Genomic DNA, 12,578 nt, shown 5'->3' on the forward strand with positions numbered 1-12,578 from the left:
TCACTCCTTTTTTGATTTACTTCCCTTTTTCGAACGATATTCTTTTCCTTTGTTATCATCACCAGTTTCAAATTCTGCACTAAACTCTTGCTGAAATTGTCCTGATTTCGGTGAGCCTTGGTTTCCGCTCCCTTTACTACCATTTCGATTTGTCATATTTCTGCCCCCTTCCTTTATTAGTAGTATGTTACATATTTTCTTTTTTATAATCTTTTACAAACGAAAGGAGACCTTCCTCATATAAGGAAGGTCTCCTTTTTCATTACGTAAGCGTTTTCTTACTTGTAATAACTTAAATAAGCTTTTTAGAAATAGATATCATTATATTCATTTCTTCTTCTGAAAGCGTAGAAAATCTTTCTTGTAAATATTGTTTTTTCGCACCTTCCATTTTCGCAACTAAATCTTTCCCCTGTTCTGTAATCTCTAAATACACAACGCGGCGATCTGAAGTGGAACGTGAACGAGTGACAAAACCTTTATTAATTAATTTTTCTGTAACAGCTGTAATATGACTATTCGACACATTTAACTCATTCGCTACACGTGATACCATTTCTTTATTCGTACGATTCAATATTCTAAGGACGATGAACTCATTCCACGGTATGTAACCACCAAATATTTTTCCAATATCATTACGCAACGTGCGGAACATAGCAAAAACATTTGTCGATAGTTCTTCCATTAATTGCTCTCGATTTTGAGACAACTTTGACAGCCCCTTTTATTTCATTTAGTTAAATAAAAACCTTATTAATAATTTTACATGAAATCTTACTTTTTGTCACCTTATTTCCCTATAATTCGTAGTTTTTTAATATATATTTCATGATACAATAAAATTTAATTTCCAGAAAAAGGAGTTGGAGTAGTGAACGAAGAAGACAAATTTTCTAATCTTAATCTAAAAGATAAGACTTTAATTATTGGTTTTGTTATTCTTTTTCTCATTATAGTTTTTGCATTTATATTTTTTGTATATGTAGGAATCTTTCATATAACTGGTATAGAGTATAGTTCGCGCACTGCTTTACTTCTATTTTTTTTATTAATCACTTTCTTAGACGGTATTACATTCTTTTTCTTCATTTTCTTCAAGATCATTCTATATCCAATGACAAAAAACATGCCCAATTGGCTTTCTATTACTCTTTTCGCAATCATTGAAATTACGCTAGATTGGTTCGTCATTCATATTGCCGATGATTGGATAGAGAGCGTACAACTGTCCAATCTTGCTGAATTATGTATCGTATTATTCTTTTTCCTATTAAGTAAATTATTAAGTGACAAGAAAGAGTAAGAATACAAGCTTTTCTATATAAAAATTGGTACAATGAAAACAAATCATACTAAAGAGGTGTTACTTATGAACTTACAACAATGGGCTGATAAAGGTATGTCCTTTGATACATATGTGAATGAAATGAAAGTAAATCAATACGAGCTACTGCACATTTACAATAACTTTTTAATTCCAAATGAATTACTTCCTGTATTAGAAGAACGTCAAAATGATGGCTGGCGTGTTATCGTATTAACAGCTGATTGGTGTGGCGATGCTCTTTTATGCGTACCTGTTATGAAACGAATTTCTGAAGTTGCAAATATTGATATGTCATTATTAATTCGCGATGAAAACTTAGAATTAATGGATCAATATTTAACAAACGGAACAGCACGTGCGATTCCAATCTTTATTTTCATTGATAAAGATGGAAATGAACAAGCCGTTTGGGGACCACGCGCTCCAAAAGTACAGGAGTTAGTAACTTCAATGCGTGCTACATTGCCTGAAAAAGAAGATCCAACATTCGAAGAGAAACAAAAAGAAATGTACGCTAATTTCCGTGCTACATTAGCTGATGATACTTCTCTATGGGAACATGTAATGGAAAGCATGATAGAAAAAGTAGTAAAATAAAAAAACTGCCGAACTCGGCAGTTTTTTTATTACATAATGAAGAAATAGAATACCGCAGCTAAAATGAAACGGTAGTAAGCGAACGGTGTTAGTTTTACACGAGATAATAATTTTAAGAATGAAACAATTGCAAGCATCGCAACAACGAATGCTGTAATAAATCCTGTTGCAAATAACGGTATATCAGCCGTACTTAATATATCCCAGCTTTTAATTAAATCTAAGCCACTTGCAGCTACCATCATTGGTACTGCTAAAATAAATGTATATTCAGCTGCCGCTGTATGTGACACGCGAGCTAATAAACCACCACTTATTGTAGAACCAGAACGAGAAAAGCCTGGCCAAAGCGCTAAACATTGGAACATTCCGATTGTAAATGCTTGTTTATATGTGATTTCATCTAATGTTCTTGCTGTACTTGGTTTCGAAAACTTCTCAGCAACAATCATTAAAATACCACCAGCCACTAAGCTAATAACAACTGGGCCTGGCCCAAATAAAACTTCTTTAATCGCACTATGGAACAATACGCCAAGTACGCCGGCTGGAATCATCCCGATAATAATATGTAATAAATTTAACGATGGTCCGTCTGTTACTTTCCCTATACCTACTAAAGACCATAAACGTTTCCAAAATATAACAACAACTGCTAAAATCGATCCCAATTGAATAACAACTTCGAAAACTTTCGCTCTATCGTCGTCAAATCCAATTAGATGTCCTGTTAAAATCATATGCCCTGTTGATGATACTGGTAAGAACTCTGTTAACCCTTCAACAGCACCCATGATTATACCAATTAACCAATCAGCCACAAGTAGTGCCTCCTTAATAACAAATATGTAATTTTTCACACCTTATCATAATACCTTATCCCCTTTTAAAGTGCATCCTTTTTTTATTGAATTTACATGTTGTATGCGCGTATTTCTTTTCTATTTTTTGATTAAATTGTATGATAGTAAGAGTTTGGTTTTTTTAGCGGAAAGGGGATTTTATGAAAGAAACTAATTCATTTTCACAAAAATTAAAGCAATTTGCATTACTATTTTTCCCGATTTTCGTTACGCAAATGTCATTATTTGCAATGAGTTTTTTCGATACGACCATGTCAGGACATGCAAGCCCTATTGATTTAGCAGGTGTTGCTATCGGAACAAGTATATGGATTCCAGTTAGTACGGGATTAACAGGAATTTTGATGGCTACGACTCCAATTGTTGCACAACTCGTTGGATCTAAGAAAAAAGAGGATGTTCCTCACGTTGTCATACAAGCAGTTTATTTAGCAATTTGTGCTAGCTTCGTCGTTATCCTTATAGGTTTATTTACTGTTACACCTATTTTAAATGGCATGCGATTAGAAGAACCTGTAGAACGTATTGCGGCACAATTTTTAAGTATTATCGCAATTGGAATTATCCCTTTATTTACTTACACAGTTTTACGCGGATTTATTGATGCATTAGGAAAAACTCGCACAACGATGATCATTACATTACTATCATTACCAATCAACGTAGTATTAAATTATGTATTAATTTTCGGTAACTTCGGTTTTCCAAAACTCGGTGGTGTCGGAGCAGCAATTGCTTCTGCAGCAACCTATTGGTGCATTTTAATTATTACCGTTATGATTATTCGTACGAAAGAGCCTTTTGCATCTTTCAATATCTTTAAACAATTATATCGTCCTTCCCTTTCGAGTTGGAAAGAATTCTTAAAACTTGGCGTCCCTATCGGATTTGCTATCTTTTTTGAAACGAGTATTTTTGCTGCGGTAACACTTATGATGAGTAATTTTAGTACGACAACAATTGCAGCTCATCAGGCAGCTATGAACTTCGCTTCCTTGCTATATATGACTCCTTTAAGTTTAGCAATGGCAATGACCATCGCTGTTGGATTTGAAGTTGGAGCGAAACGATATAATAACGCAAAACAGTATGGATTTATCGGGATTGGATTAGCACTGGCATTCGCCCTATTGTATTCCATTCTTCTTTACTTCTTTGATGATGAAATTGCTTCTATTTATACGACAGATATACAAGTTCATCATTTAGCAAAAGAATTTCTTATATTTGCGATTTTATTTCAAATTTCAGATGCAATTGCAACTCCTGTACAAGGGGCACTACGTGGTTATAAAGATGTAAATGTCGCCTTAATTATGACATTAATCGCCTATTGGGTAATAGGTCTCCCTCTCGGTTACATATTAGCAACTTATACTGACTGGGCAGCAAAAGGATATTGGATTGGTCTTATTATCGGTCTAGCATTTGGAGCAACCTTCCTCCTCATCCGTCTCTTTCAAGTTCAGAGAAAATATACAACGCAAAACAGCCGCTCATAATATAGCGGTTGTTTTCTTTATGCATATTTTTTCTTGTAACGTATAACATAATGAAAAAGAAAGGTGGATACATATGGACGAAAAAGAAAAAAAGCAATCATTCGACGAAGAATTCGCCCCTGAAATTTCACCTGGATATCGGCAAGATGTACATAAGCCACCTAAATATAAAAACACTTCGTTTTTAATGGGTATTACCATTTTTGCTGCTGTATTGCTTGTGCTTATCATTTTCGTTTATTTTTGATGGAAGGTGATTTATTATATGAAGAAACAAGATTCCAATCGTTCAAAAAGAACTGTGAAAACAGAAAAAGGGTATGCAGGTGATTCTGTTCTTACTCAAAAACAAGTTGAGCAAGGGAATTTATATATTGCTCAAAAAGAAATTGGTCAACAAAATGAAAATCTTTAGAATCCCTCAAAGAACTGGGGGATTTTTTTATCCCGCTATTTATGATACTGATTCATATTTCACTTTATTGTACATACTGTTTTTGTTCTAACACCTTAAATGTATGATTAACCTTTACAATTTTCATTTCATAATTCAATTTCATTTCGCTTCTCTTACCATTTTCAATACCCGTCACGTACGCTACAGTTTGATAGAGAAAACTTTCATCCGTCACTTCACGTATCTCCTCGTTTGTAAATTTATACTCTAAATCCTGAAAGCGATTTGGATAATAATTTTTCATTAATTGTTCATACCCTCTATTTAAAAATAGTTCTTCACCTTTTCGTTTCACATCTTCTTTATTAGTAAACTCAAAAACTGATAGTTGCTCGGTCACAAAATGTTCTCCTACCTTTTTCATTTCATTATGAGTTAAAGTTTCTATACTTTTGTTCTTTAATTCCTTATTTAATCCGTACTGATCAATTGGTTTATAGCTAGCAAAAACTTCTTCTTTATATGACCAAAACATTCCAAAAACGATACATAGAGAAATGATTACTATTCTTTTCTTCATAATACTCTCACCCTTCTCCATAATGATAGGTATATTTTAACATATAGAAAGAAAATTCTGATATCATAAAGTAGAATAACTTAAATCAGAAACGAGGAACAAGTATGGACTCTTACAAACAATATATAAAAGAAGCTTTGCCTAATCTTTCTATACACTCATATAAACAAAATGAAGAAGGATGGGATAATGTAGCGGTTATTGTAAATGATGAACTATTGTTTCGTTTCCCGCGAAAACAGGAATATGCAATGCGAATTCCGTTAGAAAAAGAACTGTGCACAATTCTCACTCAATCACTACAAGAAATCGAAGTTCCACAATATCACCTAATTTATAAAAATGAATCTGATGAAGTTCCTCTTTGTAGTTACTATACTCTCATTCATGGTGAACCATTAAAAACAGAAATAGTTGCGAACTTAGATGAAAAAGAACGAAAAATAATTATTACACAATTAGCTACTTTCCTTGCGGCTCTACATAGCATTCCTCTAAAAAGTGTTACAGCGTTAGGGTTCCCTACCGAAAAAACACTTACCTACTGGAAAGAGCTACAAACTAAATTAAATGAGTATGTTACTAACAGTCTAACTTCGTTCCAGAAATCAACCTTAAACCGTTTATTCGAGAATTTTTTTGCCTGTATAGCTACATCGGCATTTCCAAATGCAATCATTCACGCTGACTTTACACATCATCATATTTTATTTGATAAACAAAATAAAATCATTTCAGGGATTATCGATTTTGGTGATGCTCAAATTGGAGATCCTGCCTTTGATTTTGCTGGGCTATATTATGATTTCGGACATGAATTTACTACATCAGTATATGAACAATATAGTACACTTACTTCACACCATGACCCATTACTCATTCACCGCATCACGAGTTTTTATCAGTACAGTCCTTTACTACATAACATGATTTATAACTTTGAAACAAAGAATGAACTTGAATTTCTAGCAAGTATAGAACAACTGAAAGTAATACTGCAGGGATGAGATTACATTCTCTCCCTATATTCCCTCTCCTCATACATCATTAGCTTTTTATCCATTTCAATAATGACTTTATATAGTTGAAATGCTTGTAAAATTTGCAGTTGAATCCCAAAAGGAGCATTTTGTTCTTTTAACCATTGAAATACTTTCGTTTCATCTTTCATTGATTATTCCTCCCTTTATTAAAATCTGCTACAAATATACGGTAAATGATGAAAAGCTTTTCATGTCAACAACAAAAAAAGGATGCAAATTTGCATCCTTTAATGTACAATATTTTTCTTCTGCTTTGCTTCTTTCTTTACTTCTTCCCCTTGGCATTCGCTACGAAATGCACAACTTATACACTCAGAACGAAAATGACGCTCTGTGTAGTGCTCAGGTTGCTGCAACATTTCTTTCATTCTAGATAAATCAGCCATTCCAGTTGTTATATCTTCTTGTTTCGGAATGTACTCATACTTAGTTCCTTCTATTAAATTAATAACTTCAATTTTCTCTGGAAGAATGCCGAAAGCTTTATAACTAAATACTGTCATTAACTTTTGACAAAGAGCAAGCATTTCCTCATCCGCATCGACAACATACTTTTTAATTACAAACGACTCAGTACTCCACTCACCAACTTCTAGTGTCAATGACATCTGCACACCTAACTCTTCCATATATGTTTGAAATTTTTCATATAAAAATAACGGCGGTGTCTGACCATCATCTCTTTCAACAAACTGTAATAAGTGATCTGTTAGCTTTGCTAACACAATATAATACTCCGTCTTCGAAGCAAACATATTAATCCTTACTTTTTTCCAATACTTTTCTATTAATAGTAAAAGTACAATTTTCGTCTGTTGGCCCGCAGGTAGTGTGTAATATTCGTTAATAATTTGATTCACAATCATTTGTGCGATTTGTTGCCATTCAAACGAAGAAGGTTCTCTTCTTTTTATATGACGAAAATAAAATTTATGCGGGCAACGCATAAAATCATACAAATGATAATCTGTCATCGTTTTGATCGCGATTTTCTCATGCACTTACTCTTCATCTCCCTTCTGCCATTAAGAAAGGTGTTTTACAAATTCAGCTCCAAACTGTAAACATTTTTCTACATCTTCATCTTCTGGCGTTAATTCTACTTTTAGTCCTTCTAACACAACTGCTGCACCGCGTTCTTGTAGCTTTTCTATTAAAATGTCAACCGCCACGCCGTATTTTGGATAAGCTGAATCACATGATCCGAATACTGCCGCTTTTTTTCCAGTTAAATCAATAGAATCCATTGCGTCATAAAAATCTAAGAAATCATCAGGAAGGTCACCATCTCCCCAAGTGTATGCACCTAAAATAATTCCATCATACTGTTCTAATATAGAAGCTTCTGGTGAATCCATAATATCAATAACTTCAATTTCATTTTCTGTTTCACGAATCACGCCGGCAATATGATCAGCCATTTCCTCTGTATTTCCACTCATACTCGCAAAAATCATTACTAACTTACTCAACTGAACCTCTCCCTTTACTTTGTATCTCTTTTTCTGTTTGAATGCTCTTCTTCTCATCTACATATTCAGACCGAATTACATTTCGTTGCCATTCCATATGCTGATCAATATCTTTATTTTTATCTTTTAATCCCCTCCGCAGAAGGTGAAAATTTTTTCTCATTAACATGTCGCATCCATCCTATTGATAATAATTATCAATTTCAACTATATTTAGATTAATTGACATTGATTATCAATGTCAACAACTTTTTTTTAAAAAATGATTAAAATGTACAAGCTTGTCCGTTAGCTATTCATATACTATAAATGAGCATAGTTCTTTCTCAGCCCTCTCTGACGGAAAGAAATAAAAGCAACTGCGATAGAGCGCAGTTGCCTTTTTTTATATTTCTCTATGATTTTAGTAGTCTTATCGCTGTCTCTAAAAATAATTCCACTCCATTAATTAGCACTGATTCATCTACATCAAATTTTGGATGATGATGCGGATAGCAAGTATTTATCTTTTCATTACCGGTTCCTAGTTTAATAAAACAACCAGGTGCTTTTCTTAAATATGCTGAAAAATCTTCTCCTCCCATAGAAGGTTCAAGCTTCACAACACGCTCATTCCCAAACAAATGTATTGCACTTTCTTCTACTACTTTCGTAATATATTCATCATTAATCACTGGATCATATCCATATCGATACGTATATGTATACGCCCCTCCATGTGCTTTTGTAATACCTTTCACGATTTTTTCAATTTTCTCTTCTGCTTCCACCCTTAATGCTTGATTAAATGAACGAACAGTGCCCATTAAAGTTGCTACACTAGGAATAATATTATCAGCCATTCCCCCATGAAACTGCGTAACTGAAACGACTCTTTGCATGAAAGCACTTGTATTTCTTGATACAATATGTTGTAGATTTGTAATAATCTGTGCTCCGATAGCAATAGGGTCTATCGTTTCCTCCGGCCTCGCCGCATGTCCTCCTTTCCCTTGAATTTCAACTGTAAATACGTCTGGTGCCGCCATCATCGGCCCATATGCAATTCCTATCTTCCCGCTCTCAAGTCCTGACATAACATGTAAACCTATTACATAATCAACACCGTCCATCACGCCTGCCTCAACCATTTCTTGTCCTCCGCCAGGATATACCTCTTCTGCGTGCTGAAAAAATAGACGAATCTCCCCTGCAAAATCTTCCTTTATATTTGATAATGCCTCTGCTGTACTCAACAAAATAGCGGCGTGAGCATCATGCCCACATGCATGCATTATCCCTTTATTCACAGACGTATAAGATTTACTTGTCTCCTCTTGAATTGGCAGAGCATCTATATCAGCTCGAATCGCAACTACTTTCCCTTGTTCCGTTCCTCTTTTAATTGCTAGTACACTATACTTCGTCGGTCTCGTTACTTCAAAAGAAGAAAATGAGCATAATGTATCATATATAAATTGTGAAGTTTCTTTCTCATGAAACGATAATTCCGGATACTTATGAAAATGTCTTCTCCATTTCACAATATTTTCTTCCGCAATTAAACTCTTCCACACTCTATTCATGATAATTTCCTCCTTTTCAAAAGAGATAGAAATTGTAAACTTTACTCTGTCTCGAGTGATTACTAAAAACAAATACTCTATTTTTTCGTATTCTTATAGTCCACTTTTATGTATTCATACAATCCGCTTCCTATTTACATGTCAAACCCATTACAAATTCATGCTGAATGTAATATAATTGCTAAGTTAGGGATTTTCTTTTTTAGTATTTAGTGCTAATATCAGAAAAGAGCCTTTTGACTTATTTTTACCTAAAATGTGGAAGTTTGTTTTTTTCACAATAATGTAGGACATGATACCTACAAAGAGCTATTATTTCATTAAGAGAGGGAAAGACATGGAAAGATTAAAAGAGATATGGTCTCGACCACTCACACAATGGGTTGCAAAGACGGTTTATTACCTTGCAATTTTATTTGCATTACTTTGGTTGTATGGATTCCATGATACAAACACAAGTACATTTATTTACAACGAATTTTAGGGTGGGAACGTTATGAAGTTATTAGAACAAATTGAAAAGTGGGCTATTGAAACGCCTGATCAAACTGCTTTTGTTTGGCGAGATGCGAAAATTACGTACAAACAATTAAAGGAAGATTCTGATGCGTTAGCACATTGGATTTCTTCTGAGTATCCAGATGATCGTTCACCAATTATGGTGTATGGCCATATGCAACCTGAAATGATTATTAACTTTTTAGGATGTGTAAAAGCTGGACATGCTTATATTCCTGTAGATTTATCTATCCCAGCTGATCGTGTACAACGTATCGCTGAAAATTCTGGTGCGAAATTACTTTTATCAGCAGCAGCAGTAACTGTAACTGATTTACCAGTTCGCATTGTAAGTGAAGACAACTTAAAAGATATTTTCTTTACTCATAAAGGGAACACTCCAAATCCTGAACATGCGGTAAAAGGTGATGAGAACTTCTACATTATTTACACATCAGGAAGCACAGGTAATCCGAAAGGGGTTCAGATTACTTATAACTGCCTTGTAAGCTTTACACAATGGGCTGTAGAAGACTTCAACTTACAAACAGGGCAAGTATTCTTAAACCAAGCACCTTTCTCATTCGATTTATCTGTCATGGATATTTACCCATCATTAGTAACAGGTGGTACACTTTGGGCAATCGATAAAGATATGATTGCACGTCCAAAAGACTTGTTTGCTTCTTTAGAGCAATCGGATATACAAGTATGGACTTCAACACCATCTTTCGCAGAGATGTGTTTAATGGAAGCATCTTTCTCTGAGAGTATGCTACCAAACATGAAAACATTCTTATTCTGCGGTGAAGTATTACCAAATGAAGTAGCTAGAAAATTAATTGAGCGTTTCCCGAAAGCAACAATTATGAATACGTATGGTCCAACAGAAGCTACTGTCGCTGTAACAGGTATTCACGTTACAGAAGAAGTGCTTGATCAATACAAATCACTTCCAGTTGGCTACTGTAAATCAGATTGTCGCCTTCTTATTATGAAAGAAGATGGCACGATTGCACCTGATGGTGAAAAAGGTGAAATCGTAATTGTCGGTCCAAGCGTAAGCGTTGGATATTTAGGAAGCCCTGAATTAACAGAAAAAGCATTTACTATGATTGACGGTGAGCGCGCCTATAAAACAGGCGATGCTGGCTATGTTGAAAATGGTCTTCTATTCTATAATGGTCGTCTTGATTTCCAAATTAAGCTGCATGGTTATCGAATGGAATTAGAAGAAATTGAGCATCATCTTCGTGCGTGTTCTTACGTAGAAGGAGCAGTTATCGTTCCAATTAAAAAAGGTGAGAAATACGATTATTTATTAGCGGTTGTTGTTCCTGGAGAACATTCATTTGAAAAAGAATTCAAATTAACATCTGCAATCAAAAAAGAACTCAATGAGCGATTACCAAACTACATGATTCCACGTAAATTCATGTATCAATCTTCTATTCCAATGACACCAAATGGAAAGGTAGATCGCAAAAAATTATTGAGTGAGGTTACAGCATGACCGCATATGGATCATTTTATTTTTTCGCTATAGTGGGCATTTTATTAATACCTACTATCATAGCTGGATTAAAAGGTAAAATGTTGCGTAAATATAATGCCGTTTTAACATTAGTCATGCTTGCTATTATCTTCTCTGATAAGCCGAAGCAAGCGATTATGTTAGCCGCATTTATTATTTGGCAATATGCCCTTATTAAAGGCTATTTACTTTTAAGAAAAAAAAATAATAGTACATTTACATTCTGTATAGCTGTTATTTTATCAATTTTGCCACTTATTTTGGCAAAAATCGCACCATTTGCACCTGATCTAAAGTTCATTGTATTTTTAGGGATGTCTTATGTAACATTTAGAGCAGTGCAAATGGTATTTGAAGTTCGCGATGGATTAATTAAGGAACTTTCCTTCTTTAATTTTTGGGAATTCGTTTTATTCTTCCCAGCGATTTCAACAGGACCTATCGATCGTTATCGTAGATTCCAAAAAGACATTCAAAAGCCACCTAGCGCTGAAGAATATCAAAATTTACTATATACAGGGTTAAACCGTATTTTCCAAGGTTTCTTGTATAAATTTATTATCGCTTACTTAATAAAGCAATATTTTATGGATCCAGCATTTGCTCAGCAAGATACAATTTTATCCAATATGATTTACATGTATAGCTATAGCTTATATTTATTCTTCGACTTTGCTGGTTATAGCTCATTTGTAATTGGTGTAAGTTATATGATGGGTATTAAAACGCCTGAAAACTTTAATAAGCCGTTCATTAGTCGTAACATTAAAGACTTCTGGAACCGTTGGCACATGAGTTTATCATTCTGGTTCCGTGATTTTATTTACATGCGTTTCGTCTTTTTTGCAACGAAGAAAAAGTTAATTAAAAACCGTTATACAATTTCGTATATCGGTGCATTTTTAAACTTTTTCATCATGGGAATTTGGCATATTACTGGTGAGCATGTGTATCAATACATTATTTATGGTCTTTATCATGCCGCACTGTTTATTCTATTTGATATTTTCGAACGAAAAAACAAAAAGCATAAGTTTTGGCCAAACAATAAATTTACACACGTCCTTGCGATCGTAATTACGTTCCACGTTGTATGTTTCGGTTTCCTAATTTTCTCTGGACACCTTAACAGATACTTTTAATGCACCCTTCTTATACCATTAAGAAGTTGCACATATAATATATTTCGGATATAAA

Annotated in this window: 18 protein-coding genes; 9 read left to right on the forward strand and 9 right to left on the reverse strand. The window is 34.2% G+C overall.

The annotated features are described in order from the left end of the window. Together AC0L0O_RS17960 and AC0L0O_RS17965 are read right to left on the reverse strand one after the other, a co-directional pair. On the reverse strand, window positions 1-156 hold the full coding sequence (locus AC0L0O_RS17960; RefSeq protein WP_000184930.1) for a hypothetical protein: 156 nt from the start codon (window positions 154-156) through the stop codon (window positions 1-3). Window positions 157-292: 136 nt separating this feature from the next. After that, window positions 293-712, reverse strand: a complete 420-nt coding sequence (locus AC0L0O_RS17965; RefSeq protein WP_000081439.1) for a MarR family winged helix-turn-helix transcriptional regulator — start codon at window positions 710-712, stop codon at window positions 293-295. 162 nt (window positions 713-874) lie between these two features. On the opposite strand from AC0L0O_RS17965, the gene AC0L0O_RS17970 reads away from it, so the two are divergent. Then, a complete protein-coding gene (locus tag AC0L0O_RS17970; RefSeq protein ID WP_001001327.1) occupies window positions 875-1,306 on the forward strand; it encodes a regulatory YrvL family protein in 432 nt (143 codons plus the stop codon). Between the two features lie 33 nt (window positions 1,307-1,339). After that, window positions 1,340-1,927: a thioredoxin family protein gene (locus tag AC0L0O_RS17975; RefSeq protein WP_002036028.1), complete on the forward strand. Its 588-nt coding sequence runs from the start codon at window positions 1,340-1,342 to the stop codon at window positions 1,925-1,927. Window positions 1,928-1,956: 29 nt separating this feature from the next. Here the strand turns inward: AC0L0O_RS17975 and uppP are convergent, their stop codons facing one another. Beyond that, window positions 1,957-2,748, reverse strand: coding sequence for a bacitracin resistance undecaprenyl-diphosphatase (gene uppP / locus AC0L0O_RS17980; RefSeq protein ID WP_000796236.1), 792 nt, complete (start codon window positions 2,746-2,748; stop codon window positions 1,957-1,959). 182 nt (window positions 2,749-2,930) lie between these two features. Between uppP and AC0L0O_RS17985 the strand changes: the two genes are divergently transcribed. The 3 genes from AC0L0O_RS17985 to AC0L0O_RS17995 all read left to right on the forward strand — a co-directional run bounded on the left by AC0L0O_RS17985 (window position 2,931) and on the right by AC0L0O_RS17995 (window position 4,707). Continuing rightward, window positions 2,931-4,292, forward strand: a complete 1,362-nt coding sequence (locus AC0L0O_RS17985) for an MATE family efflux transporter (protein ID WP_000665388.1) — start codon at window positions 2,931-2,933, stop codon at window positions 4,290-4,292. Window positions 4,293-4,365: 73 nt separating this feature from the next. Further along, window positions 4,366-4,539, forward strand: a complete 174-nt coding sequence (locus AC0L0O_RS17990) for a hypothetical protein (RefSeq protein ID WP_000343559.1) — start codon at window positions 4,366-4,368, stop codon at window positions 4,537-4,539. 18 nt (window positions 4,540-4,557) lie between these two features. Next, entirely contained in the window at window positions 4,558-4,707 is a 150-nt protein-coding gene (locus tag AC0L0O_RS17995) for a hypothetical protein (protein WP_000743738.1), read from the forward strand. 64 nt (window positions 4,708-4,771) lie between these two features. Here the strand turns inward: AC0L0O_RS17995 and AC0L0O_RS18000 are convergent, their stop codons facing one another. Further along, window positions 4,772-5,290: a hypothetical protein gene (locus AC0L0O_RS18000; RefSeq protein WP_001984431.1), complete on the reverse strand. Its 519-nt coding sequence runs from the start codon at window positions 5,288-5,290 to the stop codon at window positions 4,772-4,774. A gap of 83 nt (window positions 5,291-5,373) precedes the next feature. Here AC0L0O_RS18000 and AC0L0O_RS18005 point away from each other — a divergent pair, with 83 nt between their 5' ends. After that, window positions 5,374-6,276, forward strand: a complete 903-nt coding sequence (locus tag AC0L0O_RS18005) for an aminoglycoside phosphotransferase family protein (protein ID WP_000379005.1) — start codon at window positions 5,374-5,376, stop codon at window positions 6,274-6,276. A 2-nt stretch (window positions 6,277-6,278) separates the two neighbouring features. Here the strand turns inward: AC0L0O_RS18005 and AC0L0O_RS18010 are convergent, their stop codons facing one another. The 5 genes from AC0L0O_RS18010 to amaA all read right to left on the reverse strand — a co-directional run bounded on the left by AC0L0O_RS18010 (window position 6,279) and on the right by amaA (window position 9,349). Next, a complete protein-coding gene (locus AC0L0O_RS18010) occupies window positions 6,279-6,440 on the reverse strand; it encodes a hypothetical protein (RefSeq protein WP_000651087.1) in 162 nt (53 codons plus the stop codon). 99 nt (window positions 6,441-6,539) lie between these two features. Beyond that, entirely contained in the window at window positions 6,540-7,313 is a 774-nt protein-coding gene (locus AC0L0O_RS18015; protein ID WP_001984406.1) for a hypothetical protein, read from the reverse strand. 24 nt (window positions 7,314-7,337) lie between these two features. After that, window positions 7,338-7,784 carry a flavodoxin gene (locus AC0L0O_RS18020; RefSeq protein ID WP_000041153.1) on the reverse strand — a complete coding sequence of 149 codons (447 nt, stop codon included), beginning with the start codon at window positions 7,782-7,784 and terminating at the stop codon, window positions 7,338-7,340. Then, window positions 7,777-7,953, reverse strand: a complete 177-nt coding sequence (locus tag AC0L0O_RS18025) for a hypothetical protein (RefSeq protein WP_000929018.1) — start codon at window positions 7,951-7,953, stop codon at window positions 7,777-7,779. Before AC0L0O_RS18025 ends, AC0L0O_RS18020 begins: the two co-directional genes overlap by 8 nt. A gap of 226 nt (window positions 7,954-8,179) precedes the next feature. Beyond that, a complete protein-coding gene (gene amaA / locus AC0L0O_RS18030) occupies window positions 8,180-9,349 on the reverse strand; it encodes an N-acyl-aliphatic-L-amino acid amidohydrolase (RefSeq protein WP_072180604.1) in 1,170 nt (389 codons plus the stop codon). 337 nt (window positions 9,350-9,686) lie between these two features. On the opposite strand from amaA, the gene AC0L0O_RS18035 reads away from it, so the two are divergent. Genes AC0L0O_RS18035 through dltB form a run of 3 tightly spaced genes read left to right on the forward strand, consistent with a single transcriptional unit; the run spans window position 9,687 to window position 12,523 of the window. Further along, window positions 9,687-9,833 carry a teichoic acid D-Ala incorporation-associated protein DltX gene (locus AC0L0O_RS18035; RefSeq protein ID WP_000440293.1) on the forward strand — a complete coding sequence of 49 codons (147 nt, stop codon included), beginning with the start codon at window positions 9,687-9,689 and terminating at the stop codon, window positions 9,831-9,833. A gap of 12 nt (window positions 9,834-9,845) precedes the next feature. Then, window positions 9,846-11,360, forward strand: a complete 1,515-nt coding sequence (gene dltA, locus AC0L0O_RS18040) for a D-alanine--poly(phosphoribitol) ligase subunit DltA (protein WP_000770518.1) — start codon at window positions 9,846-9,848, stop codon at window positions 11,358-11,360. Further along, window positions 11,357-12,523 (forward strand): D-alanyl-lipoteichoic acid biosynthesis protein DltB, encoded by a 1,167-nt coding sequence (gene dltB, locus AC0L0O_RS18045; protein WP_000127941.1) that lies wholly within the window; start codon window positions 11,357-11,359, stop codon window positions 12,521-12,523. Before dltA ends, dltB begins: the two co-directional genes overlap by 4 nt. The last annotated feature ends 55 nt before the right edge of the window (window positions 12,524-12,578 follow it).

Source organism: Bacillus sp. GS3m_15504 (assembly GCF_055825275.1).

Bases quoted from the DNA above. Each gene is read 5' to 3' on its own strand.
- AC0L0O_RS17960 (WP_000184930.1), bottom strand. From the start codon at position 156: ATGACAAATCGAAATGGTAGTAAAGGGAGCGGAAACCAAGGCTCACCG.
- AC0L0O_RS17975 (WP_002036028.1), top strand. From the start codon at position 1,340: ATGAAAACAAATCATACTAAAGAGGTGTTACTTATGAACTTACAACAA.
- AC0L0O_RS17985 (WP_000665388.1), top strand. From the start codon at position 2,931: ATGAAAGAAACTAATTCATTTTCACAAAAATTAAAGCAATTTGCATTA.
- AC0L0O_RS17990 (WP_000343559.1), top strand. From the start codon at position 4,366: ATGGACGAAAAAGAAAAAAAGCAATCATTCGACGAAGAATTCGCCCCT.
- AC0L0O_RS17995 (WP_000743738.1), top strand. From the start codon at position 4,558: ATGAAGAAACAAGATTCCAATCGTTCAAAAAGAACTGTGAAAACAGAA.
- AC0L0O_RS18000 (WP_001984431.1), bottom strand. From the start codon at position 5,290: ATGGAGAAGGGTGAGAGTATTATGAAGAAAAGAATAGTAATCATTTCT.
- AC0L0O_RS18005 (WP_000379005.1), top strand. From the start codon at position 5,374: ATGGACTCTTACAAACAATATATAAAAGAAGCTTTGCCTAATCTTTCT.
- AC0L0O_RS18010 (WP_000651087.1), bottom strand. From the start codon at position 6,440: ATGAAAGATGAAACGAAAGTATTTCAATGGTTAAAAGAACAAAATGCT.
- AC0L0O_RS18025 (WP_000929018.1), bottom strand. From the start codon at position 7,953: ATGTTAATGAGAAAAAATTTTCACCTTCTGCGGAGGGGATTAAAAGAT.
- amaA (WP_072180604.1), bottom strand. From the start codon at position 9,349: ATGAATAGAGTGTGGAAGAGTTTAATTGCGGAAGAAAATATTGTGAAA.
- AC0L0O_RS18035 (WP_000440293.1), top strand. From the start codon at position 9,687: ATGGAAAGATTAAAAGAGATATGGTCTCGACCACTCACACAATGGGTT.
- dltA (WP_000770518.1), top strand. From the start codon at position 9,846: ATGAAGTTATTAGAACAAATTGAAAAGTGGGCTATTGAAACGCCTGAT.
- dltB (WP_000127941.1), top strand. From the start codon at position 11,357: ATGACCGCATATGGATCATTTTATTTTTTCGCTATAGTGGGCATTTTA.